The 23,873-nt window shown below is 56.8% G+C and carries 19 protein-coding genes; 7 read left to right on the top strand and 12 right to left on the bottom strand.

The window, feature by feature from the left end:
• Positions 1-45: 45 nt before the first annotated feature.
• Positions 46-1,239 carry a sensor histidine kinase gene (locus tag ABD837_RS17825; protein ID WP_345057172.1) on the bottom strand — a complete coding sequence of 398 codons (1,194 nt, stop codon included), beginning with the start codon at positions 1,237-1,239 and terminating at the stop codon, positions 46-48.
• A gap of 277 nt (positions 1,240-1,516) precedes the next feature.
• On the opposite strand from ABD837_RS17825, the gene ABD837_RS17820 reads away from it, so the two are divergent.
• A complete protein-coding gene (locus ABD837_RS17820; protein WP_345057170.1) occupies positions 1,517-2,983 on the top strand; it encodes a serine hydrolase in 1,467 nt (488 codons plus the stop codon).
• 80 nt (positions 2,984-3,063) lie between these two features.
• Here ABD837_RS17820 and ABD837_RS17815 read toward each other — a convergent pair whose 3' ends face one another.
• Both ABD837_RS17815 and ABD837_RS17810 read right to left on the bottom strand, forming a co-directional pair.
• The gene (locus ABD837_RS17815; protein ID WP_345057168.1) at positions 3,064-3,807 is read right to left on the bottom strand and encodes a shikimate dehydrogenase family protein; all 744 of its coding nucleotides are present in this window, start codon (positions 3,805-3,807) and stop codon (positions 3,064-3,066) included.
• An 80-nt stretch (positions 3,808-3,887) separates the two neighbouring features.
• Positions 3,888-4,541, bottom strand: coding sequence for a DedA family protein (locus ABD837_RS17810; RefSeq protein WP_345057166.1), 654 nt, complete (start codon positions 4,539-4,541; stop codon positions 3,888-3,890).
• 375 nt (positions 4,542-4,916) lie between these two features.
• On the opposite strand from ABD837_RS17810, the gene ABD837_RS17805 reads away from it, so the two are divergent.
• Both ABD837_RS17805 and ABD837_RS17800 read left to right on the top strand, forming a co-directional pair.
• On the top strand, positions 4,917-5,840 hold the full coding sequence (locus tag ABD837_RS17805; protein ID WP_345057164.1) for a bestrophin family protein: 924 nt from the start codon (positions 4,917-4,919) through the stop codon (positions 5,838-5,840).
• A gap of 200 nt (positions 5,841-6,040) precedes the next feature.
• A complete protein-coding gene (locus ABD837_RS17800; RefSeq protein WP_345057162.1) occupies positions 6,041-8,809 on the top strand; it encodes a T9SS type A sorting domain-containing protein in 2,769 nt (922 codons plus the stop codon).
• Between the two features lie 127 nt (positions 8,810-8,936).
• On the opposite strand, the gene ABD837_RS17795 is transcribed toward ABD837_RS17800, so the two are convergent.
• From ABD837_RS17795 to ABD837_RS17770, 6 genes are all read right to left on the bottom strand, one after another.
• Positions 8,937-9,767, bottom strand: coding sequence for a phosphosulfolactate synthase (locus ABD837_RS17795; protein WP_345057160.1), 831 nt, complete (start codon positions 9,765-9,767; stop codon positions 8,937-8,939).
• Positions 9,768-10,007: 240 nt separating this feature from the next.
• Positions 10,008-11,405 (bottom strand): tetratricopeptide repeat protein, encoded by a 1,398-nt coding sequence (locus ABD837_RS17790; RefSeq protein WP_345057158.1) that lies wholly within the window; start codon positions 11,403-11,405, stop codon positions 10,008-10,010.
• 153 nt (positions 11,406-11,558) lie between these two features.
• Positions 11,559-12,581 (bottom strand): NAD-dependent epimerase/dehydratase family protein, encoded by a 1,023-nt coding sequence (locus ABD837_RS17785; RefSeq protein ID WP_345057156.1) that lies wholly within the window; start codon positions 12,579-12,581, stop codon positions 11,559-11,561.
• Between the two features lie 99 nt (positions 12,582-12,680).
• Positions 12,681-13,409 (bottom strand): tyrosine-protein phosphatase, encoded by a 729-nt coding sequence (locus ABD837_RS17780; RefSeq protein WP_345057154.1) that lies wholly within the window; start codon positions 13,407-13,409, stop codon positions 12,681-12,683.
• Between the two features lie 69 nt (positions 13,410-13,478).
• Positions 13,479-15,983, bottom strand: coding sequence for a polysaccharide biosynthesis tyrosine autokinase (locus tag ABD837_RS17775; RefSeq protein WP_345057152.1), 2,505 nt, complete (start codon positions 15,981-15,983; stop codon positions 13,479-13,481).
• Positions 15,984-16,063: 80 nt separating this feature from the next.
• Positions 16,064-16,954 carry a polysaccharide biosynthesis/export family protein gene (locus ABD837_RS17770; protein ID WP_345057203.1) on the bottom strand — a complete coding sequence of 297 codons (891 nt, stop codon included), beginning with the start codon at positions 16,952-16,954 and terminating at the stop codon, positions 16,064-16,066.
• 312 nt (positions 16,955-17,266) lie between these two features.
• On the opposite strand from ABD837_RS17770, the gene ABD837_RS17765 reads away from it, so the two are divergent.
• The 4 genes from ABD837_RS17765 to hpf all read left to right on the top strand — a co-directional run bounded on the left by ABD837_RS17765 (position 17,267) and on the right by hpf (position 20,202).
• Positions 17,267-18,412 carry an acyl-CoA dehydrogenase family protein gene (locus tag ABD837_RS17765; RefSeq protein ID WP_345057150.1) on the top strand — a complete coding sequence of 382 codons (1,146 nt, stop codon included), beginning with the start codon at positions 17,267-17,269 and terminating at the stop codon, positions 18,410-18,412.
• 208 nt (positions 18,413-18,620) lie between these two features.
• Positions 18,621-18,818, top strand: a complete 198-nt coding sequence (gene rpsU / locus ABD837_RS17760) for a 30S ribosomal protein S21 (RefSeq protein ID WP_345057148.1) — start codon at positions 18,621-18,623, stop codon at positions 18,816-18,818.
• A 167-nt stretch (positions 18,819-18,985) separates the two neighbouring features.
• Positions 18,986-19,864: a tyrosine-type recombinase/integrase gene (locus ABD837_RS17755; protein WP_345057146.1), complete on the top strand. Its 879-nt coding sequence runs from the start codon at positions 18,986-18,988 to the stop codon at positions 19,862-19,864.
• Positions 19,865-19,902: 38 nt separating this feature from the next.
• Positions 19,903-20,202 (top strand): ribosome hibernation-promoting factor, HPF/YfiA family, encoded by a 300-nt coding sequence (gene hpf / locus ABD837_RS17750; protein ID WP_345057144.1) that lies wholly within the window; start codon positions 19,903-19,905, stop codon positions 20,200-20,202.
• A gap of 126 nt (positions 20,203-20,328) precedes the next feature.
• On the opposite strand, the gene metK is transcribed toward hpf, so the two are convergent.
• The 3 genes from metK to ABD837_RS17735 form a co-directional block, all read right to left on the bottom strand.
• Positions 20,329-21,594, bottom strand: a complete 1,266-nt coding sequence (metK, locus tag ABD837_RS17745; RefSeq protein ID WP_345057142.1) for a methionine adenosyltransferase — start codon at positions 21,592-21,594, stop codon at positions 20,329-20,331.
• 298 nt (positions 21,595-21,892) lie between these two features.
• On the bottom strand, positions 21,893-23,107 hold the full coding sequence (locus ABD837_RS17740) for a THUMP-like domain-containing protein (protein WP_345057140.1): 1,215 nt from the start codon (positions 23,105-23,107) through the stop codon (positions 21,893-21,895).
• Between the two features lie 29 nt (positions 23,108-23,136).
• Positions 23,137-23,766, bottom strand: a complete 630-nt coding sequence (locus tag ABD837_RS17735; protein WP_345057138.1) for a hypothetical protein — start codon at positions 23,764-23,766, stop codon at positions 23,137-23,139.
• Between the last annotated feature and the right edge of the window lie 107 nt (positions 23,767-23,873).

Here is a 23,873-nt window from a genome sequence, read left to right as displayed (position 1 = left end):
GCCCGGCAAGTTAACGGCTGGGCTCAGCACGACGCACTTTCTACCTCACCGCGCATTCACCTCGCTCCCCAGCTCCAACGTCACCGCGTACTCGCCCGGCAGGGTGCGCACCGTAAGCGCATGGCGGCCGGGATACAGCAACTCCAGCCGACGGCGCAGGTTGTGCAGGCCCAGGCCACCGGGCTGGGCGGGCAGCGCCGCATCGCGGGCCACCACGTAGTTGTGCACCGTTACTTGCAGCGTGTCGGCATCGGGCAGCTCGATTTCAATGCGGATGGCCTCGGGGCGGGCGGCCAGGTCGCCGTGCTTGAAGGCGTTTTCGACCAGTGGCAGCAGCAGCAGCGGTGCGATGCTGAAAGCCTCGGGCGGCACCGCGCCATGCACGTGCAGCACGATGGCCGCTTCGGCTTCGGCTTCGGGCAGGCGCAGGCGCTGCAGGTCCAAAAAGCTGCGCAGGTGGGCCAGCTCCTGGCTCAGGGGCACGGTGTCGGCGCTGCTGTCGTAGAGCAGGTAGCGCATGCTTTCGGCCAGGCGCAATACCGCCTCGGGGGCGCGGTCCGACTTTCGGCTCGTGAGCGAGTAAATGTTGTTGAGGGTATTAAAGAGAAAGTGCGGGTTAATCTGGGTTTTAAGCATGGCCAATTCCGTCAGGAGATGCTGGCGCTCCAACTCGTGCCGGGTGCGCTGCCCGCGCAGGTAATCGAGCGTAATGCGCACCGCCAAACTGGCCAGCATCGTGGCCACGCTGCCCAGCAACAATCCCGCAAACAGCGGCCAGAACAGCTCGCGCAAATCGGGGTCAACCCCTTTCATAACGTGGTACACGAGGTTCGAGGTGGCCAGCCGCAGCAGGGTGAAGCCCGCCGCTGATGCCAACACCCCCGCCAGGTAGCCCTGCACTCGCCCCAGCGCCAGAGTGCGCGGAAACAGCCCGGCCCAGTTCCAGTAAAACATGGCTGCCGTGAGGGCATCGAGCACGGCGTTGCGCACAAACCACACTACATCAAGGGGCAACGTGGACTTGGGATTAGTGCGAATGCTGTAGTACAGCAACCCATCGATGGCCAGCAACACCAACGCCAGCAGCAGGTGCACCCACCACGGAATGGGCGTGTAGTCGGCTGCCTGGGGCCACCAGCGCAGGCGGGCGGCCCATTTGCTGGCAGTACTGGAAGCCACCGAAGCCCCGGCCGAAACAGAAGAGGCAGATTGAACGGGTGAAATCAGGAGGTTTTCCACGCCGAAAGGTAGCCGTTGCCTGCGCGGTTAGCCCGCATTTTTCAACCAACGCCCCGCTGCCAGCCGCCAACGCCTGCCCTGCTGCCTTCACCCCCTTTTGCCAACTGCGCAGCTAACGTTGCTCCCGGCAAAGGCAGTTGGCCGGCTGAAAAAGGGAGTTGCCGGCCCAGGGCATAGGGTTGGTTGAATACTTGAAAAAGGCGGTTTCCGACCGGCTAGGTTTGCCTCGGCTTCCAACTCAACGGCCACCCTTTCTCACCTTTCCCTGCTTACCGCCATGAAAAACTTTCTGCTGCCTATTTGCTCTTTCCGTTTTGTATTGCTGGGTCTGCTAGCAACCACCGCGCCGGCCGTGGCCCAGCAGCCGGCCTCCCCTGCTGCAAGTGCTACTACCACTGCCCAACCGGCCGTTTCGCTGACCAAACAGCTCGACGACTATGTGAAGCTCTACCAGCAAGCCGGCCTGTTCAACGGCAGCGTGCTGGTGGCCGACCAGGGCCGCGTTGTGCTTCAGAAAGGCTACGGCCTGGCCAACCGCACCACCGGCACCCACAATACTCCAAACACCAAGTTCCGTATCGGTTCGCTCACCAAGCAGTTTACGGCTGCCTTGGTGCTGCAATTGGTAGACCAGGGCAAGCTGAAACTGGATGGCCGGGTGGGCGACTACCTGCCCGACTACCCCTCCGCAACCGGCCGGGCCCTCACCCTGCACCAGCTCCTGAGCCACACCAGCGGCCTGCCCGAGTACCTGGCACAACTGGCTTTCGCAGGTATTGCCACCACGCCCCAAACGCCCACGCAGCTTGTGTTCATCTTCGCCGGCCTGCTACTGGACTACGCGCCCGGCAGCCAATTCCACTACAGCAACTCCAACTACATTTTACTTGGGGCCATCATCGAAAAGGTGACAGGAAAGTCGTACGCCCAGGTATTCGACGCCCAAATTGCCTACCCCGCCAAGCTGCGCGCTACTGCCTACGCCCCCACCGAGCCCGCTGATGCCCGCCGTGCCGCCGGCTACAGTGCCACACCGGCGGGCCCGGTCCCCGCCCCACCCATCCACATGAGCGTGCCGTATGCGGCCGGGTCCATCACCTCCACCGTTACCGACCTCTACCGTTGGAATGAGGCGCTGCTGGGTACTAAAGTGCTGTCGGCGGCCAGCCAGCGCCTGCTCTTCACCCCCGTTAAGGAAAACTATGGCTATGGCTGGATAGTCTTCCAAGCCCGCATTGGCACCGCCCCCGATACCGTACTGGTACAGGAGCACAACGGGGCCGTCAACGGGTTCAGCTCTTTCATGGTGCGGGTGCCGCAGCGCCAGCAGTGCATTGTGCTGCTCGATAACCACAGCAGCCCCGCTCTTGCCGAGCTGCGCCGGGGCCTGCTTCGCCTCATCAACCACCAGGCCGCTACCCCGCCCAGTATTGCCGCTGCGCAAGCCGTCGCTCCGGTCACTACTGGTGCGCCTGTAGCCGTACCCACGGCCCTATTGAACACCTATGTAGGAGTGTACGAGCTGAGCCCCACGTTCCGCATCACGGTGAAGCAGCGCGACAGCCGCCTCTTTGTGCAAGCCACCGGGCAACCCGAATTCGAAACCGAGGCCAACTCGCCGGCGCTTTTCACCCTACGCGGAGTGCCGGCCCAGGTCGAGTTCGGCAAAAACGAGAAGGGCGAGGTTGCTCAGCTTTACTTGCTGCAAGGTGGCCGCCGCCAAACCGCGCCCCGAGTGGAATAACCGATCCCAATCAACTCTAACAGCCCCTTCTGCTGCGACAAGCGCAGCAGAAGGGGCTGTTGTTTGACAGCTTCCCTGCCCTACCGCCCGTTCCAGATATCCCAGGCAGCTTCGGCTTGTCGCTCCAGCATCTCGAAGCCGTTTTTGGTGTGTGCCCCGGCCTCGCGTCCTTTCGCCATAAACAGGGTTTCGCTCGGGTTATACACCAGGTCGTAGAGGTAGTGCTGCGGCCCCAGCACCTCGTAGGCTAAGCGTGGGCAGGCATCTACCTGCGGGTAGGTGCCCAGCGGCGTGGTGTTGATGATGAGGGAATGCGCCTTCAGCACTTTAGGCGTCAGCTCGTTGTAGGTTAGGCCGTGGCCCAGCGGGTCGCGAATCACGCTCAGGTAGCCAATACCCAGGTCGCTGAGGGCCACTATCACGGCTTTGGCGGCCCCACCGGCGCCCAATACCAGGGCCCGACTGTCCGGCCGGTTCGGGAAAAACTGCCGCAACGACTCCCGAAAACCCACCACGTCGGTATTGTGCCCGCGCAGCCGGCCATCGGCCAGCCGCTCAATCACGTTCACTGCTCCTACGCGGGCAGCCGACGAAGCCAGCTCGTCGAGGTACGAGACCACAACTTCCTTGTACGGCACCGTCACGTTCAGCCCCACCAGCTGGGGATGGGCGCGCAGCAGGGCTGGCAGCTCGTGAATGTCGGCCAGCTCGAACAGGTCGTAGCGGTGGTCATCGGCCAGGCCCAGCGAATAAAACTTCTGGGTGAAGTAGGTCTGCGAAAACGAGTGCTGCAGGGTGCGGCCGATAAGCCCGAACTGGCGCATAAATAACAGGTCTGACTAATCGTAGGTCTAAAGAACGTCATGCGAAAGCGGGCCAGGCACAACTTTTCGCCTGATGGCCGCTAAGCAGCCTGCTTGCTGCCAAATTTTTCCTTCAGGAAGGAGACCAGAGGCGGCAGCACCGACAGCACGATGATGCCTAAAATCACCAGTTCGAAGTTCTTTTTCACCACTTCAATGTTGCCGAACAGGTAGCCCGCCATCGAGAGCGTCACCACCCACAGCACTGCGCCCACAATGCTATAGGAAGCAAAGTAGCGGTACGTCATGGTGCCGATGCCTGCCACAAACGGCGCAAATGTGCGCACGATGGGCACGAAGCGCGCCATGATGATGGTTTTGCCGCCGTGCTTGGCATAGAAGGCCTGGGTCTGGTCGAGGTACTTGCGGTTCAGAAGCTTAAAGTCTTCGCGAAACACCCGCGGCCCTAAGTAGTCGCCCACCACATAGTTCAGGTTGTCGCCGGCAAAAGCGGCTACAATCAGCAGCGGCATCAATATCCATACGCTCAGGCCGGTTTCGGGGCGGGCAGCCAGGGCACCCGCTGCAAACAGCAGGGAGTCGCCGGGCAGAAAGGGAAACACAATGACCCCGGTTTCGGTGAAAACGATGAGAAACAGTATGAGGTAAGTCAGGTTGCCGTAGTCGTGCACAACGTTTACCAAGGTTTTGTCGAGGTGCAGCAACAGGTCGAAGAAGTGTTTAAGGAGTTCCATGCCGGACGAAAAGTGAGGTACAAAGAAAACGGGCTGCTGCTGAAGTAGCCGCATTGCAGGCAATTTCACTAAACCAATTACCTCACGGCCCAATCCGGCATTATCTTTGTAACCAAAACTATTACAATTGTATTTACCCCGAAAAGTGCGGTGTTTTTCTTATTAGCTCCACTATTTTAACGAAGCTCTCCTTATTGCTGTGCCCCGGTTATGTTGCCTAGGTTGGCATTGGCTGCTACCATCTTCGATTTCGGACCCGCATTGCTCTTTTACCTCACACCCTCTTATCAACCTTTCCGTATATGGGCTCGTTGGCTGCCTACCCCCGCCACAGCCCGTCCATGTTATTGAATTACATACATATTTACTATCCCGATGATTGTGTATCAGGGCGGAGATTGGTGGCGGGCCCTATGGCACTTCCACACCTCTGCAGTCATCCGACTTCTGTTGAAGCGTGTGGCCTTGGTGGGGCTTTACGGCTCCGCTATTGCCATCATTAGCCTCGATTTTCATACCCTCAATGTTCGCATAGGGCGCGAGTACCTCTCCATTCTAGGCATTCTGCTCAGCTTGCTGCTGGTGTTTCGCACCAACACGGCCTACGACCGTTACTACGAAGGCCGCCAGGTATGGGGACAGCTCGTGTCGCAATGCCGTGGCCTGGCCATGGAAATGAATGCGTTGCTGCCCCGCGAGGCCAAATCGAGCCGCCGCTACTTCGCTGCGCTCATCTCCAACTTTCCCATCGCCCTCGAAGGCAGCCTGCGCAACCGCGTGCGTTTCGACAAGATGGAGGCCACCCCCGACATCATTGACCGGCTGCAAAAGGCCGAAAGCGTGTGCTCTACCATCATCGCCGTGCTCATGGAAAGCGTGGAGCAGCTGCGGCAAGTCCAGATTTTCGACCCCATCCACCTCATCAACATCAAGCAGCACTACCTGGGCATGATGACTGTGAACGGTACCTGCGAGCGCATTAAATCAACGCCCATTCCCTACTCCTACAGCTTTTTTATCAAGTGCTACATCACGGTGTTCATTATGGTGATGCCCCTGGTGCTCGTCGATTCGTGCGGCTGGTGGATGGTGCCCGTGACCATGATTGGGGCCTACGCCATGCTGGGCCTGGAGATGATTGGCAACGAAATTGAGAACCCCTTTGGCTACGACAGCAACGATTTGCCCATTACCCAGCTGTCCAATAAAATCCGGGTAAGTGTCCACGATTTGCTGGGTGTGGAACTGCCAGCCGAGAAAAAAGCTTTGGCCACCGTGCCCTACAGTGTGGTCCATTAAAGAGGACAATGAAAGCCCATTCATTTCCCAAACCGGGATTTTTATTTTGCCCTTAAAAGTTCCTAACCTGCACTGTTTTACCACTTTTTATTTTTTTTTCCCAACCCTTCGACCTTTTTTTCAACCCTGCGTATATGCGCCCTGAACACGCCTCTCCCCCTTCAGCGTCTTCTCAATTTTTACAATTAATCCCCAATTCCATGCAAACTTTAACTTTTACTCCTAAGCTGTTACGACAGCGTCGCTTTCTCAGCTTTTTGCTCCCGCTCTTCGCCATTTTCGTTGGCTTGGGGTCACCGCAGTCTGTACTGGCGCAAGCAGCAGTTACCGACAACACGGTAACGCTAAACATCAAAGGCACTTCTACCACCCTGAATACGCAGAACCCCACGGCTGGCCCTGGTGTATTCAATGGTGCTAACCTCGGCACCTTCGACCTAGCAAATTCTGCCGACGTTCTTAATTTGAACGGAGCTACGCTGACCATCAATGACCCAAGTGGCGTTTACAATGACGGCCAACTGCTGTTCCGCATTTATATGACCGGCAGCAGTGCTCCCGGATTCACTTCCATTTCGTTGGGAACTGGCTCTCTCAGTGCAGGTGTACGCACGTTTACCGTGACGGGCCTGAACCGCAACTTGCTGACTTCTCTCACCGGTGGAGCAGGCACGGGCTACAACTTTGATGTTATTTTCCGAGCCAACGACAACAATACTTTTGGGTCTTCCATTACCAGCGCCCCGGTAAAAACCGCAACGTTCACGGTTACTGGTACCCCAATTGCTCCTACCAACATCGGCAACAGCAACGTTTTCATTAACACGACCGGTGCTACCACTCCTAACACGACTTACGGCGCCAGTTCAGGCGCGGTCCCACAATTTCAAGGTGCCAACCTGGGTGCTTATGACATTAACACGGGTAAGCTGACCCTGAACGGTGGTGACCTGACTACGTTTGAGAGCGGCGGCGACGCTGTACAGGGTGCACGTCTCATTTACCAAATCGTAAAGCCGATTCAACCCGGTACGCCTAACCCAATCATTTTCTCGCCTTCGCAAATTGCTTTGGTACAGGTTGGCACTGGTACAGCCCAGAACGGCGGCACCTCGCGTCTGTACTCCAACAACACCGCGCTTCGCAATATCATCTCTGGCTTGGCCAACTTCGGCGTCGGCACTTTCAACATCAGTGTTCGCTACGAGGCCGACGTACTGCGCAACGGTTCTCCAACCATTTTGCGCGACGACAACGGCGGCACTGGCTACACGGCCAGCTTTACCACGACTGGTATTCCGATTCTGGTAGACACCTGGACTGGTGTCATCAACGACGACTGGTTCAACAGTGGCAACTGGGATTTAAATCGTGTGCCTGATTTCAATACCAACGTCATCATTCCAGACTTTGGCGTAGGGAACACCAAGCCGTATCCGAACATTAACGCGGGCGTTATTTTTAACACCTTTGGCGGAAGTGGTCCTGCCGTCAACAACACCAACTCCGGCCCTGCTATTTGCCGCGACGTTGACATGCAGGGCAGCTCGCAGGCCCAGCGTTCTATTCTTCGCCTTGTGAATGGCCGTTGGATGGTGTATGGCAGCTTTAGCAATTCCTTTGACAGCTACATTCAGCGCCTTGGCTCCAGTGCACCAGCGATACTCGAATTTGCGGGCACTGGCAACCAAACTATTACTGGTGGCACTTTCACCCGCGTAGAGCTTTCGGGAGGTGGAACCAAGAACCTGACTGGTATTATGTCCGTTAGCTTGTCGATGAAATTCCAGCCCAATGGTGGCTTGTTTACCACCGACCCTTCGAACCCCGACAAAAACTACCTCGAATTCTCGAACCGCTCTGTTGATGCACCCGATGGTGCCCAGTTGCTCGGCGAAACGGATGCAGCCTACGTACGCGGCTTTCTGAAAACCGTTCGTACATCTGTTCAGGCCAATGAAGTGGATTCGAACGGCAACCCAGACCCCCGCACTTTCGGTAACATTGGTCTGACGCTGCTCTTTGGTGGCACCAACAATCCGGGCGATGTTACGGTGACCCGCAACACTGCCGAAAGCTACACGCCCTTGGTGCCTACCAATGGTGGTAGCGCCCGATTTGGCATCCGTCGTATTTTTGGTGTACGCCCAAGCTTTAGTGGCCCGCTGGTAGCAACCCTGACATTCCGTTACCTCGACACCGAACTCGTTAACCTAGGCCCGCAGGGCACTGGCTCGGTACCTGAGCCAAATCTGGCACTGTTTGTATCGACCAGCGGCGGCAACCAGTTTGGCGGCCTGGGCCGCGACGCTCTCGACCAGGTGAACAACATCCTGACCAAGACGGGTGTCCGCACCTTCGCTACGTTCACCCTGGGCGACATCGACAAGCCCCTGCCCGTATCGTTGACTGGCTTCGATGCCAAGCGTAACGGTGCCGATGCTTTGGTAACCTGGCAGACTGCTAGCGAGCAGAACAACAAAGGCTACAACGTGCAGGTATCGGTTGATGGCAAGAACTACCGCAACGTCGGTTTTGTAGCCAGCGAGACGCCAAACAGCACGGCTCCTAAAGCTTATGCCTTCACCGACACGGAGAAAAACAAGGCTGGTGTTCGTTACTACCGCCTCGAGCAGTTGGACCTGGACGGCAAGTCGACCTTCTTTGCTCCTCGTGTAGTAACGTTCGATGGCAAGGCTGCTGAAGCCAGCACCAGCATCGTGGCATACCCCAACCCGCTCAACAACGAAACCCTGCACCTGAGCCTGAACTCTTCGGTAAGCGGTACTGCTGTTGTGCGCATCCTCGACATGACCGGCCGTCAGGTAGGTCAGCGTCAGGTGGCCATCACCCTTGGCAGCAACGACATTCCCGTGGAGAACATGAGCGAGCTGAAAAGCGGCCTCTACATCTTGAATGTGATGTTGCCCTCGGGCGAGAAGAAGACCATGAAGGTGACGAAGCAATAAGCTGCCTCTCCCTCTGGCTACTAAAAACGCCGGCTTCCGCAAGGAGGCCGGCGTTTTTTATGTACTGCAGTATTTTGAAGCCGCTAGTCTGAGACAAAGACTATAGCCTTGGTACCACAACCAACGTTTAGCCGCGGGGCATGGATGTACCTGGCTTGCCGGTTTTGGCAGCGGGCCGGAACATGGGGTCTACCGCGTCCATGTCGAGGAAGTGGGAGAAGGTATCGCCGCGCAGGCCCAGGCGAATGGTTTCAAGGCTCACTATTTCGTTGGGAGCAATGTTGCCTAGGTTCACATTGGCGCCGAGCAGCTTGATGAACCACACCTGCTGCGCTTTCTGCGGAGCCTCCCACAAAATTTTCTCGAACGGTATCTTGGTCAGGATTTCCTCTACCAGGCCCGAGCGCACCTCGCCGGTGCTCCGGAACAGGCCCACATTGCCACCCTCGCGGGCTTCGCCAATAACCTTGATGGCGCCGGCGGCCAGTTCGGTCTCCATTTGCGCAATCCACTTGTAGGGCGGAATGATTTTCTCGGCATCCTTCGAGCCTACCTCGCTCAGCACCTGCACGTCCTTGCTCAACTCGCGGATGTATTCGCACTTGCGGTCGTGGTCGAGGTCGATGCTGCCATCGGACACCTCGGCGTATTCCATTCCGTACTTATCCAGCAGGCGGCGGTAATCGTCAAATTGGTTGCGGATGATGAAGGCTTCGAATAGCGTGCCGCCGAAGTACACCGGAATGCCCGCCTCCTTGTAAATCTCGAGCTTACGCTTTAGGTTGGGCACTACGTAGGACGTAGCCCAGCCCAGCTTTACAATATCGGTGTAGGCCCCGCCCACTTCCAGAAAGTCTTCTACTTCACGCAGGCTCAGGCCCTTGTCCATCATCATGGTATAGCCTTGCTCGCGGGGCTTGGCCGTGCGTTCGGGAAGTTGCGAAATGTCGTAGTTCATTAGGTTAATGTTCTGTTTAGTTGATGTGTTGGTATGCTGGCCCATTGGCATCATCCCACAGTCGTTCCGAACCAGGCAATGGCAGCCGCCAAAAAAGAAACCGCCCGCGTAAGACGCGGGCGGCTGCAAAAGTAACGCTTCCAGATTGGTCGTGGCAGAGAATTTCACTACCACCATCTGCGAATCAGCCAATGCATTGCACAAGCCAGCGGCAAGGCAAAAAATCAGCTTTTCAACTCATCATTTCCGAAACTGCTCAATAAGGCGCTTCAGGCCGGGCTGCTCGCGCAGCTGCGGGAAGTAGTCGAACAGCAGCACGTGCTGCTCGTAATTAAGCGTGAGCGCCGTCTCGAGCACACCGTACGCTTCTTTCATCCGGCCATCGGCCAGCAGGTAAGCGCACAGCATGTAGTGGAAATGCGCCTCGTGGGGGTGCAGCTCCACGGCGTGGCGTACCAGGTCCACAGCCTCGGCAAAGTGGCCCTGGTCGTACAGAATGGCGCTCCAGCTCACCCAGGCCTGCACGTCGTCGGGGGCCACTTCCGTAGCCTTTTCGTACGCTTCGAGCGCACTTACCACATTACCAACCTGGTTTTCGGCTGCCCCCAATGCCGACCAGTACTCACCGCTCTGGTCGTAGAGTTCGGTAGCCTTCCGGAAGAAGTGAATGGCCTCGAACCAACGGCCCTGCTCCTGCAACAGCACGCCCTGGCCAAACCAGGCCTCGTCCATATTGGGATTTAGCTCCAGGGCCTGGCGGTAATACTTGCGGGCAGGCTCCCACTCGCGCAGCTTTTCGTAGCACTCGCCAATGTTGCACAGGGCCTCATCGGTGGGCTCGCCGGCCGGGTAGGCCAGCTCAAATTCCGGGATGGCCTTGCGGTACTCCTGCTGGCACACGTAGGAATCGGCCAGCCAATGGTGCGCGTCGTAGAAGTCGGCCTGAATGGTTACGGCGTAGTCGAATGCCTCCACCGCTTTCGCAAAATCCTCGCGGCGGTACCAATACTGGCCCAGGTTGTACCAGGCGGTGGCCGAATACGGGTCGTCGTCGGTGAACTGCCTAAAGAACTCCTCGTGCTCCTCCAGCCGCCCCGTAATGTCGAGGCAGTGCAGCAGCTCCTGCACGCCGGTTTCGTTGTCGGGGTTCAGGCGCAGGCTCTGCTTGTAGTGCTTGGCCGCGCTCTTGAATTTCTGCCAGCTCTGAAACGCCAGGCCCAAGTTGAAGTGAATGTCCTCGCGCTCGGGCTCCTTCTCCAGCCCGGCCCGAAAAAAGGCCACTGCCTCAGCAAATTCACCCCGCTGCGTGCTGATAATGCCCCGCGTTACGGCCACGTCGGCGTTGGTGGGGTCGAGGGCTGCTACAGCGTCAATCTGACGCTCGGCTTCGGTATAGTCGCCACGCATGGCCATTACCTGCGCGCGGTCAATCAACAGCTCGGTCGAGAAGGGGTACTGGCCCAGAGCGGCCTCACAAGCCTGCAGGGCTTTGTCAAATTCGGCGCCGGTAACGTAATGGTCAATGATGTTTTCGAAGTCTTCGAGGTCAAAGAAAACAGACTCCTGCTGGGCTAGCATGCGCTCAAAGCGGCGTACGGTATCGAGTACGGCGCGGGGGTTCTCAAAATGTTCGTTCATGCGCATAATTCCGCGGTTAAGAGGAGTAATCGGGGCAAGCAACTGGGCTTTCGAGGCAGTCCATTGCGGTTCAACGGCTGGCAATCTGGCCCAAGCGGCTCTCCTATATCAATGATAACAATTATTGGCTAAAACCGTGCAATCCGGCCCTAGCTAAGATACGACAGTTGCGCCGGAAGAGTAAGCTTTTCCGGCCAATCCAGACGCACACCAGGCCAATGTATCGGCTAATGGCCGCAATGACAACCCGGTAGCACTTTGCACTTTGGCGGGGCTATATACCACCGGCTGCCGCCCCGCCCGGGCCGTATCGCGGGTAATCAAGGGCCGGGCGCCCGTGAGCACTGCCCGCGCATGCTCAAGCCGCCAGATAACTTCGGCGGCCCAGTCGGGCACGGCGACTGTGGGTGCCCGCCGCTGCATCGCCGCTGCCGCCGCCCTAAAAAACTCGCCCAACGGTACAGCGGCCGCACTAAGGATGTACCGTTCGCCGCTTATTTCCGGATGGTCGAAGCCCAGCGCCACTAGCAGCGCTGCCACGTCGCGCACATCAATAAAGTTGAGGAGGCCGCGCGTGAAAAAGCGGTGCTGCTGATGGGCATAGCGCAGCAGGCGCGTGCTGCTGCGGCTCCAGTCGCCGGGCCCGAGCACTACCGAAGGGTTCACGATTACAGCAGTGAGCCCCTCAGCCACGCCGCGCCATACTTCCAGTTCGCCCAGGTATTTCGACGTAGCATAGGCCGGATGTGCGGCACCCAGGTCCCAGGTTGCGGCTTCGGTTACTGTCATTCGGCCATCGGAACCGGGCACTGCGCCGGCTGACGGCCCTCCCAGCGCTGCCACCGACGATACATGCACCAGCCGAATACCGGGCCGCTCAAGGCAGGCATCAACCAAGGCAGCAGTTCCCTGCACATTCACGGCGAGGAGCAGGTCTTCGTCCTGTGGCGCGTACGATACCAGTCCTGCGCAGTGGAATACGTGCGTGACGTCAGCCGTCAGAGCCATGCGCAACTGCTCAGTGTCGAGCAGGTCGCCGGCCAGCCACTCCACACCCGGCGCAGCATCAGCCGGCACCGGCCCGCGGTGCAGCGCCCGCACCGCCAGCCCCCGCGCCCGTAGCGCCAGCAGCAAGAAAGAACCAATGAGGCCGGTGCCACCCGTGACGAAAACCATTTACTGAGTGGTTGATGAATAACGGTTGATGCTTAAGTAAGACAGCCCGCAGCAAGTGCTAATCACACCAACCATTAACGCCTAACTATTCACCATTTCCTAAAGCGTGTTATTAAGCAGCGGCAGTTTCAGCAGTTTTTCCAGATGCGGCTGGGTCAGCGTGCGCTTCAGCAGGGTATCGGTATGGCGCAGGTGGTGCGCATCGGTGCCCACAAAATCGACCAGGCCACCATCAACCAACTGCTCGGCCACCTTTTTGGCAGCTGGTGAGTAGTAGCCGGCCAGTGAGTTCAGGTTCACCTGCAGCAGAATGTCGTACTCCCGCCGCATCTTCTCGATTTCAGAAAAGCGCCCATACAAGTACGTGTAGCGCTCGGGGTGGGCCAGCACCGGGCGGTACCCCTGTGCTTTCATTTCGAACACAATTTCGTAGAAATTGAGCGGCTCGTTCATGTACGAAGTTTCGAAAAGCAGATAGCGCTTCTCGCCCCCAAAAGTGAGCATCTCGGTGCCGTCGGCCAGTTTGTGGCCGAGAAACTCGTCGAGGTAATATTCGGCTGCGCAGTCCAGCTCCACGTCGCCCAAATCCGTGGCGGCGGCTTCGGTACGCAGCAACTCCAGCGCCGCCCGAATGCCCTCCGGCGTATTCTTGTAGAAGTCGCCCATGATGTGGGGCGTCATCACCAACTTGCGGTAGCCCAGTGCTCGCAAGGCCCGCAACAGGTCGAGTGAGTGCGCTACGGTTTCCGCGCCATCGTCGAGGCCAGGCAGCAGGTGCGAGTGCATATCGGTTCCCAGCATAGCCAGGGCAGCCGGTACGCTTGCCATGGGTATGCTGGGGGCCTCCCCCGTGCCAAATAACCGTTGCCAGAACGAAGCCATTGCCCGCCGAAAAGGTTAGGTAAAAAACTTTTTCAGCTTTTGGCCGAAGGTCAATGCTTTGGTAGCGGGCTCCTCGTAGTAGCCCTGGCCATAAGCTCCGTAGCCGTAGCCGTAGCCATACCCATAGCCATACCCGTAGCCATACCCACTACCGCTCTGGGCATCGTTGAGAATGGCGCACATGCGCGTGAAGTTGTTGCTGCGCATCAGCCGGTTCATGTTTTTGAGGAAGGCTTTGCGCGAATAGCCGGCCCGCACAATGTAGAGCGGAATGTCGGCCTTACGCATAATCAAGATGCCATCCGTTACGAGCCCCACTGGTGGTGTGTCAATTAGAATTACATCGTAAGTCAGAAACAACTGCTCTATCATTTTGTCGAACCGGTCGCTCAGAATCAACTCCGATGGGTTGGGCGGTGTAGGGCCAGCCGAAATGAACTGCATCGAATCGATGCTTGTGGGCTGAATGCACTCAGCTATGCTGTGGCGCTCAATAAGGATAGTACTTACTCCCTTAGTGTTTTCGGCCCCAAAAGCTAGGTTCACCTTGGGCTTACGCATGTCCAGGTCGAGGATGATAACCTTCTGTCCCGACAAGGCGATAATGCCGCCCAAGTTCACTGTTACGAAAGTTTTGCCCTCGCCCGAAATGGTCGAAGTAACCGAAATCAGTCGTTTTTTCTTCGCCGAACTAATGAAGTCCAGGTTCGTTCGAATTGAGCGAATGGATTCGGAGATGGCCGACTTGGGGTTCTTATCTACCACTAAACGCGACACCTCCATTTTTTCCTTATCGTAGGTCGGGATAATGCCTAGTACCGAAGCCTTGGTGCTGCGCTCCAGTTCGCGCACGTTCGATACAGTGTTGTGCATGAAGTAGCGCACAGCAATCAGGCCCAAACCTAGTATCAACCCTCCAGCCAAGCCCACGGCATACACGAACAACCGGTTGGGCGAAATTGGCGCTCCAGGAGGGGAGGCAGGCGATAAAATCTGAAAATCGGCAATACTTCCTGCCTTTTGAATATTGAAATCGATTTTCCGCCCAAACAGCATGTCATAGTTTTTGCTGTACTGCTCGAGAGGACGTTTCAACCGCGAAAGCTTCGTGGCAATTTCCGGCATTTTTTCAAGCTGCGCATTCATTTTGGAGCGTTGCACGTCCAACAAGTCCAACTGGCGACGCACGAGTTTCTGGTCTTGTACCAGTAAGCGCTTGATGTTGCGGCGGGTGTAAGCCAACTCAGCAATAGCGCGCTGCACACCCTCCGTCCGTTCGGTCTGCGAGCGTAACAACCGTACCAGATACCATTGCTGGTTATTTAGTTCCGATAGGGCTTGGCTCAATTGTGGGTCATCGATTCCGGCTAGCCCAGGCAATGTTTGCTCTACCGTTTCTGTTTCCGAGTTGGTGACACTTTCGCGGTTGGCCAGCCGACTGATTTCCGCAAGCAGATTCAGCTTCTGCTCCAATTTGGGCCTGTCTTCCTCCATCTTCTCCATCTTGTTGGCAATTGTCGACATATCGCTTTCAACGTTGGACGTCTTGGCCACCTCCGTGAATTGCTGCAGGTTATCCTCGGCTCTTTGCAAGCTGTTCTGCGTTTCGTTAAGCGTCTGTTCTAAAAAGCGCAAGGATGCTTCCGTCGACTCCTTCTTGCGGGCCAGCTTTTCCTGCAGGTACACCGTGTCAATCTTATTCACGATGCTCTGAGCCTTACTAGGATTGAAGTCTCTGAAGGAAATCTGGATGGTATTGGCGTCAGGGTTCACAATTTCTACTGCCAGGTTTCGGTCCAGATACCCATTCACTGTGCCCTCGTCCTGAATAGTGAAATGATAATCCTCTTCCAGGGTAGCCGTTGTAAGCTGTGGTGTTGCGCTGATGGTGAGATTAATGCCGGGTAATTCGATAGGTTTGCCCAGCATGTATTCCCCGTTCACGCTCCTGCCAGTAGCATTATATTCCAATACAAACTTCTGTGCATTAACGAACTTGAGGTTGAACTTTCGATTGTAAAGTGACGGGTCTTTCACCACGTACTGCACCCGAAAAGGCGAAGCACCATACAATTCTGATTCCAGCACCGTGCCCTGCACATAGTAGTTCACGTCAAGGGCCAACGTATCTTTCAACCGCTTGTAAATGAGGCCCGACTTAATGAGTTCAACCTCGCCTGCCAATTTACTTCCCCGTGCTTTGTCGACTACGGGTGCCATCTGTCCGGTCAAGCCAAGTGCATCTGCTTGGGCACGTTCATCAATCTTGAGCAGTGAGGCTGACTGGTACACAGGTTTGGTGTAGCGCAGATACAGCCACGAAGCCGTAAACCCGAGGCCAATTAGCAGAAGAAGCCAAAGCAAACTGCGCCGGGCTACGAGCACTAAAGTTGATAGGTCTAGCCCACCGGCCTCATCACTGTCGCCATCTGCTGAACCGCCAACTGGTGCAGTCGGCAAGGCCGATACACCACCGGTCGCGTCGCGGATAAGCTGCTCTAATTCCGAATTTTCGTTCATAACGACGTAATAGGTTTCTGCTTCTATTGACCTAACAGCTTTTACTGGGCAGTTGGCAATAGCGTAATGGTAGTTGGGCTTTATCTAAGTTGGGAGATAATAAAAAATGTACTGGTTAGAATAAGGCTTGTCAAGCTCAGTAATGGAGCAGCATCCGTCAGCGCATCCAGCAATGGCCGGCGGATAGGCTCCACGTAAATAATATCGTTGGGTTCTACCTGCAGGCTTGCGCGGCGCATGCCGTCCAGCGTTGATAAATCTATCTGCTGTACCCGAGGGTTCTTTAAATCGCCACGGATAATGCGAATGTTATCTGCCCGGCCCCCATTACGATTAGAGCCACCACCACCACCACCACCACCACCACCGCCGTCGAGGCCGCCTGCCAGCGCCAGCACCTCAAGCAAGTTCATATTATCGTTAGCCAATGGAATAACCTGTCCCCCGGCTGCTCCCAGCATAATTACACGGTTGTTCGCTACGCGGGTAGTCACGAATGATTCTTTGTAATACACGTCGAACATGCGGGCCAACATGCTATCTGCCTGTAACAACGACAGCCCACTTAGCTTCACACGCCCTACCATGGGGAGCACGGTTGTGCCGTCGGCATACACTAGGAACTCTGATGCTCCCGTACTGCCACCTCCCTGCCCTGTTGCGCGGCTTGGACTGCGGCTACTGCCTGCGGCCGATTGCCCCCCGGTTGAGCCACCGCTACGACTAGGCAACGCCCCACTGGGCTGGCCAAAGGGCAGTTCGCCGTTAGGGTCCAATATTCGTTCACCCTTGTTCGTGTTCACCCGCACTTCTACGTAGTCGTTGGGCTGAATGACATAATTACGCTCCGAACGGTTTACCGCAATTCGCAGCTTGGTGCTATCAAGTTGTCGGCCTTGGCCATCCGTCAGTCGAAATAGCGTTCGCTTTTGATAGTATTGGGATGATGCACACGATGAAAATAATAGCATCGCAGGCAAAGCCAGCATCCAGAACCGCCGGAGGCGGGGAAGAAGAAATAGTGGCATCAGGCCAGATTGTTACAAACTCGGATGAAGAAATCGGATTTTTTAGACCGCGCCCGGCCGCATCCCCCCCAAAAAGCTTCAAAAGTAACGCTTTTGCCGCGCCCGTTCAAGAATACCCCGTTGGCAGGCCCATCTCCTGCCCGTTCCCAACGCTCCGAATCATACTTTTGTATCCCCAACGCTGTTGCTTGGCAGTAAGAGCGTTGGTGCAGCCAGCTTTTTCCGTAAATCCCACCCTTTGTTCCCACACCACTAATGGAAGCCGTAGCGACCGAAAACCAGACCATGATTGCGCAGATGGTGCGCGACTTTGGCGCCCAGCACATCAAACCCAACATGATGAAATGGGATGATAGCCAGGAGTTTCCCATTGAAATTTTTCATAAGCTTGGCGAGCTCGGCCTGATGGGGGTGCTTGTGCCCACGCAGTACGGCGGTTCAGGGTTCGGGTACAGCGAGTACGTGACGGCTATTGCCGAGCTATCAAAGATTGATGGCAGCATAGGTCTGAGCATGGCCGCCCACAACTCGCTTTGCACCGGCCACATCCTCCAGCACGCTTCGGAGGAACAAAAACAGAAGTACCTTCCCAAGCTCGCCTCGGGCGAGTGGATTGGGGCCTGGGGCCTCACCGAGCCCAACACAGGCTCCGATGCCGGTAACATGCGCACCACCGCCGTGCTCGACGAGAGCGGCGAGAATTACATCATCAACGGCGCCAAAAACTTTATCACCCACGGCAAATCCGGCAACGTGGCTGTTGTGATTGTGCGCACCGGCGAAGTAGGCGACTCACACGGCATGACCGCCTTTATTATTGAGCGCGGCACGCCGGGCTTCGAGGCTGGACGCAAGGAAGACAAGCTGGGCATGCGTGCCTCCGAAACCACCGAGCTGATTTTCACCGACTGCAAAGTTTCCAAGAAGAATGTAATCGGCAAAGTAGGCGACGGCTTTGTACAGAGCCTGAAGGTGCTCGATGGAGGCCGTATCAGCATTGCGGCCCTTAGCCTAGGCATCGCCCAGGGCGCTCTGGAAGCGGCAACCAAGTACAGCAAGGAGCGGCATCAGTTTAATCAGCCCATCAGCAGCTTTCAGGGCATCAGCTTTAAGCTGGCCGATATGGCTACTGAAGTGGAAGCTGCCAGCCTGCTCACCTACCGTGCCGCCGACATGAAAGACCGCGGCCTGAACGTGAACCTCGAGTCGGCAATGGCCAAGCTCTATGCTTCGGAAGTGGCCGTGCGCACCGCCAACGAGGGCGTGCAAATTTTCGGTGGCTACGGGTATACCAAGGATTACCCGGCCGAGAAGTACTACCGCGATGCCAAACTCTGCACCATTGGCGAAGGCACCAGCGAAATCCAGAAGTTGGTAATCGCCCGCGCTTTGCTCAAGTAACCCTTCAGATTTAACAGATTCTAACGGAAGCAACAGATTTTTGGTAATTCCTGGGTTTGGCAAATCAGGTGCAAAATGCCTCGAATTATTACGTCAGGCCTGAAACCACAAAAAATCTGTTGCTTCCGTTAGAATCTGTTAAATCTGTGGTTTATCTTTGCGGCCCGGTTTATACCGCACTCCTCAGAAATCTCCCTCACTCCCTGATATGATTATCGTTCAAATCAAAGACAACGAATCGGTTGACCGCGCTCTGAAGCGTTTCAAGAAGAAATTTGAGCGCACCGGCGTGCTGAAAGAGCTGCGTCGTCGTACGTTCTTCCAGAAGCCCAGCATCACCCAGCGCAAGCAAAAGCAGAAGGCTGTTTACAAGCTGGCTACCTACGGCCAGGCCAACAACGAATAGCCTTTCGGTTTAGCACCGCGTTTTCTGAACTGAAAACCGGCCGGCTTGCTCCTTCGAGTTAGCTGGCCGGTTTTTTCGCGCCCTGATTTCTGTGATGAGTTGCAGGAAAATAAAAAAATGCTACCTTGAATGCCCGGCCCAACCGCCGGGCTTTTTTGTTTATTAGTATGCAAGCTTTTCTCGACTTCCTGCGCTTTGAGCGACGCTACAGTCCGCACACGCTTGTTTCGTACCAGACCGATTTAAGCCAGTTTGCGGCCTACCTCAAGTCGGCTTATGAGTTAATAGACCCCGCGCAGGCCACCCACCCGCTCATCCGGGGCTGGGTAGTTGAGCTGATGCAGGAAAACCTGGACCCGCGCACCGTGAACCGCAAAGTGGCCTGCCTGCGCTCCTACTTTAAGTTCTTGTTGCGCACCGGGGCCATTGCGGCCAACCCCATGCTGCGCATTACCGCTCCCAAAATGGCCAAGAAGCTGCCCGAGTTTGTACCCGAAGAGGCATTGAATGGCTTGCTAAATTCCTTTAATTTCGGTACTGACTTTGCCGGCCGACGCGACCAGCTGGTGCTGGAGATGCTCTACGGCACCGGTATTCGCCTTTCGGAGCTTATTGGCATACACGCCCACGATGTGAGCCTGGGAGCCGCCACCGTGCGCGTAACAGGCAAAGGCAACAAGCAGCGCCTCGTACCGCTTAACCCCACGCTGATGCGCGTGATTGAAGCGTACCAAGCCAGTCGGGCACACGAGTTTGGAGCATCAGACGGGCCTTTGCTGCTTACCGACAAGGGCGAGGCCATGTACGAAAAGTTTGTGTACCGCACCGTGCAGCGGTACCTGAGTCAGATTACGACCTCCCGCGCGCAACAGCACCCACACGCGTTGCGACACGCGTTTGCTACCCACCTGCTGGGCAAAGGCGCCGACTTGAACTCCATTAAAGAACTGCTGGGGCACGCCAGCTTGGCAGCTACGCAGGTGTACACGCACCTGTCCGTCGACCGCCTGAAATCCGTATTTAAACAGGCCCACCCACGGGCCTGAGTTTGCCACACCCTTTTACTCTCTTAATCAACTGCTTTATGAAAGTTCAGATGCATTCGGTGCACTTCGACGCCGACCAGAAATTGCTTGACTTTGTGCAGCAACGCCTCAATAAGCTGGAAACTTTTTACGATAAAGTAACCGGCGGCGAAGTAATTCTACGCCTTAACAACAAAGACGGTATTGAGAACAAAACGGTAGAGATAAAGCTGCTGGTACCCGGCAGTACCTTGTTCAGCGCCGAAGACGCAGCCTCGTTCGAAGCCGCTGCGGATGCTGCCGCCGAAAGCCTGCGCCGCCAAATCACGCGCTACAAAGAGAAAACCCTGAGCCACTAGAAACGGCGCTGTGAGCTACCGGCCACAGGCTGTGGCTGCTTCACATATCAACCGAAAAGCCCCGCCTGATAAATCAGGCGGGGCTTTTTATATGCGTTGGGAAAGCCAACGGCTAACCGGTATCGCTTAATTCAACCCAAATTCGGCCTTAATCTGGGGAACGTAGTCGAGCTTTTCCCAAGTGAAGGTTTCAAACGTTTTGGTTTCGCCGCCAGGCATTACCACGTTCACGGTGCCGGGCTGGCGGCCCATGTGGCCGTAAGCAGCGCTCTGGGCGAAGATGGGGTTTTGCAGGCCGAAGCGCTGCACAATGGCGTAGGGACGGAGGTCAAATAACTTGTTCACCTTCTCGGCTACCTCGCCGTCGGTCAGAAGCTGGCCGCTGCCGTTTTGAGCTTTAATGGTACCGTAAGTGGTCACAAACACACCCACGGGCTGGGCCACGCCGATGGCGTAGGCTACCTGCACCAATGCTTGGTCGGCTACGCCGGCAGCAACCAAGTTTTTGGCAATGTGACGGGCCGCGTAGGCCGCCGAACGGTCAACCTTAGAGGAATCCTTGCCCGAGAAAGCGCCGCCGCCGTGTGCACCCTTGCCGCCATAGGTATCGACAATGATTTTGCGGCCGGTTAGGCCGGAATCGCCGTGCGGGCCACCGATAACAAACTTACCCGTGGGGTTGATGTGGTAAGTAATCTGGTCGGTGAAGAGGGCTTGTACGTCGGCGTTCAGGGCCGCTTTCACGCGGGGAATGAGTACGGATAGCACGTCGGCCTTGATTTTATCGAGCATCACGCTCTCCGATGCATCAAACTCATCGTGCTGGGTGCTGATGACGATAGTGTCGATGGCCTCGGGCTTGTGGTCGTCGGAGTAGCGAATGGTTACCTGGCTTTTGGCATCGGGGCGCAGGTAGGGCATGTCGCGGTTTTCGCGGCGGATGGCGGCCAGTTCCTGTAGCAGGCGGTGCGAGAGGTCGAGGGCCAGCGGCATGTAGTTGGCCGTTTCGTGGCTGGCGTACCCGAACATCATGCCCTGGTCGCCGGCACCCTGGTCTTCGTCCTTGGCGCGCTCCACTCCCTGGTTAATATCGGGTGACTGCTCGTGCAAGCGGTTCATTACCTCGCAGGTATCCGCATTGAAGAGGTATTCGGGCTTGTCGTAGCCAATGCGACGGATGGTTTCGCGGATGATAGGCTCGGCATCCACGTGGGCCTTGGATTTAATTTCGCCGGCGACAAGGGCAAAATCGGTGGTAACAAGGGTTTCGCAGGCTACTTTGCTGGTGGGGTCCTGTCGCAGGTACTCGTCGAGAATAGCGTCGGAAATCTGGTCGGCAACTTTATCGGGATGGCCTTCCGAAACCGATTCGGAAGTGAACAGATAGGGCATGAAGGGCGCGAAAAGAGCGTAATGTAGAAAAACAGGCGCCCGCCGGGCCGAAACCGGCGGGCGGGCGCGGTGCAAAACTACGGAAATTCGGGCTATTAGCAGTAGTTGAACACGGCTTTTGCGACGCTAGCAGCCAGCACCGCATTGCAAACCGACTATTCTGCTGGTATCAGCGCTTCAATTGCGCCAGCTGGCCGCCACATTGACTACGGGCGCAGTACCGCGCACACAAGCAAAACGCATCTGGAACTATAGTAAGGTATCCAACCGATTGACAACTCGTACGACCAGCCAGCGATTATTGGGCCAACTGCTCAACAGGCGGGGTTATTTTCTCGCACACCAGTACCACAGGTCGGCCCCGCAAGTCGGTGGTGGCAAACAGGTATACTTCGCCGCCCTCCCGAATGCCGGTACGCCGCCGGAAGTCGGCCACCGAATCGGGGAAGTTGCGGGTTGTGACGTGGGCGCGGGCTTCGGGGCCAAGGTGGGCTTTTAGAACTGCACCATCAGCTTTTTCGACGGCCAGAATTTTAAAAACGCGCCCTGGGAAATCGGTACGCAACACATCAGAGGTGTATAAATGACTGTGTTGATGCAGCTTCAATAGCTCGAAAGCAGTGCCAATGCTGCGGAAGGCACCCGCTTTGAGCACGGCCGCATTGGGTTCGTAGAGGTACTGCTGAGCCTCGGCATACCGCGGAATAGCCCGGGCTTCGCGGGCGCGATTGAGGCGAAACTCCTGCTGGCTGCCATCACGGCGCAGGTTAAGCGCATAACGTTCAGGGTCTACGGCGGGCTCTTGGCCTAACTCGTAGAGCACCTCCTTCACCTCATTATCCACGGCCACTACCCAAAGGCGACGCACGTGGCCCAGGCCCTGCACGGCATGCTCGATATCGAGCATGGGCGAGGTTTTGAGCAGCACTTTGTCGGCCTTGTGCAGCAACAAAGGCAGTAGTCTCACTACGTCGGGCTCACAGTCATGCAAGAGAAAAATTTTGCGGGCGGCAGTATCGCGGCGAGCCGGGTCGAGGTACAGCCAGTCGTAGTGGTACGGGCTTTCCTTCAGAAATGCTACTGCATCGGCGGCATGCACGGCCACGTTATCAAGGGCGAGCTGGCCAAAGTTGTAGCGCACCACTTCAGCCAGGGCCGGGTTACGCTCTACGTAGTCGACTTGCGCCACGCGTGTGGCAAAGGCGGCCGAGTCGGCCCCAAAACCACCGGTGAGGTCGGCCAGACGCACGCCATCCACCAGCCCGGCTTTAAAAGCGGCGGTACGGGCCGAGGAAGCCTGCTCGACCGACAAGGCAGGGGGGAAAATCAACTCGGGGTTGTCGGCCCAGGCGGGCAGCTTGGTGCGGGCTTTCTGACGGGCCTGAATCTGGCGCACAAGTTCAGGCACGGGCAGGCCGGGGTGGCGACGGGCTTGGAGGGCCAGGTGGGCGGGGTCGTCGTACAGGTGCGCGGCCACGTACCGCCGGGCCGCTTCGGGCAAGGGGTAATCCATTGCGGAGGGTATACGAAAAATCGCGGCGTTTAGCGCACCGCCCAGCGCAGGCCCAGCGTGGGCTGGCCCGTGCGAACCTGTCCTACTTCGATGCCATCCGGACGCAAGCGAGGCCATAGGGAACCGTGGCCTCTGTGGTTAGTACCGTTGTAGGCCCCCACAGCGCGCTGGAAGTAGCTGTTGGTATTGCGGTTGATGAAGAGCGTACTCAGAACACTGGCCGCAAAGACACCGAGGGCGACCTGCTGGGTGGCACCATCAAAATAGCGCCGGTCGCCGTGAGCGAAAATTTGCTGACCGTATACGCCAAAGGACGCCACCGCCACGATGCGGTCCACCAGAAACTGTGTCTTTTTGTGCTTGTATAGGTCAAGCTGGTCTAGTGCGTCCTGGTTGCCTACCAGCAGTGGGCGCAGCTTCTGTCCGAAAAAGCCGGCATTCACGTAGTTTTCGCCCGTTACGCCGGGTGGCAGGAAGTAAAAGTTTTGTTGGTGGCCGTTTAGGCCACGCTGGGCATCCTCGGGTAGTAGGCGAATGGTAGAAGTGTCCTCGTTAGCCTGCTGGGCCAACGCTGGCACTGACGAGGCACCTAATACGGCGAGGACAAACGCCGCCCGCAAACGCCACAATTGTAGCACAACCCGTGAACCTTGATGCATATTTACAAAGATAGGTAGTGAGCAGGAGCTGTGGCAAGTGCATTGTATACACCTTTCTGTGAATTCGACTCAACCAACACGTGCTGTCGCACGTTCAGTGCCAACCA

Origin of the sequence: Hymenobacter glaciei (genome assembly GCF_039539585.1) — a bacterium.
GTDB classification, from domain to species: Bacteria; Bacteroidota; Bacteroidia; order Cytophagales; family Hymenobacteraceae; genus Hymenobacter; species Hymenobacter glaciei.
This window is presented reverse-complemented; position numbering and strand designations above follow the sequence as displayed.

What these genes read in the sequence shown, in the direction of transcription:
- ABD837_RS17815 (WP_345057168.1), bottom strand. Translation starts at nt 3,807, where the DNA reads ATGCGCCAGTTCGGGCTTATCGGCCGCACCCTGCAGCACTCGTTTTCG.
- ABD837_RS17790 (WP_345057158.1), bottom strand. Translation starts at nt 11,405, where the DNA reads ATGAACGAACATTTTGAGAACCCCCGCGCCGTACTCGATACCGTACGC.
- ABD837_RS17810 (WP_345057166.1), bottom strand. Translation starts at nt 4,541, where the DNA reads ATGGAACTCCTTAAACACTTCTTCGACCTGTTGCTGCACCTCGACAAA.
- ABD837_RS17800 (WP_345057162.1), top strand. Translation starts at nt 6,041, where the DNA reads ATGCAAACTTTAACTTTTACTCCTAAGCTGTTACGACAGCGTCGCTTT.
- ABD837_RS17805 (WP_345057164.1), top strand. Translation starts at nt 4,917, where the DNA reads ATGATTGTGTATCAGGGCGGAGATTGGTGGCGGGCCCTATGGCACTTC.
- ABD837_RS17775 (WP_345057152.1), bottom strand. Translation starts at nt 15,983, where the DNA reads ATGAACGAAAATTCGGAATTAGAGCAGCTTATCCGCGACGCGACCGGT.
- hpf (WP_345057144.1), top strand. Translation starts at nt 19,903, where the DNA reads ATGAAAGTTCAGATGCATTCGGTGCACTTCGACGCCGACCAGAAATTG.
- ABD837_RS17765 (WP_345057150.1), top strand. Translation starts at nt 17,267, where the DNA reads ATGGAAGCCGTAGCGACCGAAAACCAGACCATGATTGCGCAGATGGTG.
- ABD837_RS17820 (WP_345057170.1), top strand. Translation starts at nt 1,517, where the DNA reads ATGAAAAACTTTCTGCTGCCTATTTGCTCTTTCCGTTTTGTATTGCTG.
- ABD837_RS17770 (WP_345057203.1), bottom strand. Translation starts at nt 16,954, where the DNA reads ATGCTATTATTTTCATCGTGTGCATCATCCCAATACTATCAAAAGCGA.
- ABD837_RS17795 (WP_345057160.1), bottom strand. Translation starts at nt 9,767, where the DNA reads ATGAACTACGACATTTCGCAACTTCCCGAACGCACGGCCAAGCCCCGC.
- ABD837_RS17755 (WP_345057146.1), top strand. Translation starts at nt 18,986, where the DNA reads ATGCAAGCTTTTCTCGACTTCCTGCGCTTTGAGCGACGCTACAGTCCG.
- metK (WP_345057142.1), bottom strand. Translation starts at nt 21,594, where the DNA reads ATGCCCTATCTGTTCACTTCCGAATCGGTTTCGGAAGGCCATCCCGAT.
- ABD837_RS17785 (WP_345057156.1), bottom strand. Translation starts at nt 12,581, where the DNA reads ATGGTTTTCGTCACGGGTGGCACCGGCCTCATTGGTTCTTTCTTGCTG.
- rpsU (WP_345057148.1), top strand. Translation starts at nt 18,621, where the DNA reads ATGATTATCGTTCAAATCAAAGACAACGAATCGGTTGACCGCGCTCTG.
- ABD837_RS17780 (WP_345057154.1), bottom strand. Translation starts at nt 13,409, where the DNA reads ATGGCAAGCGTACCGGCTGCCCTGGCTATGCTGGGAACCGATATGCAC.
- ABD837_RS17740 (WP_345057140.1), bottom strand. Translation starts at nt 23,107, where the DNA reads ATGGATTACCCCTTGCCCGAAGCGGCCCGGCGGTACGTGGCCGCGCAC.
- ABD837_RS17735 (WP_345057138.1), bottom strand. Translation starts at nt 23,766, where the DNA reads ATGCATCAAGGTTCACGGGTTGTGCTACAATTGTGGCGTTTGCGGGCG.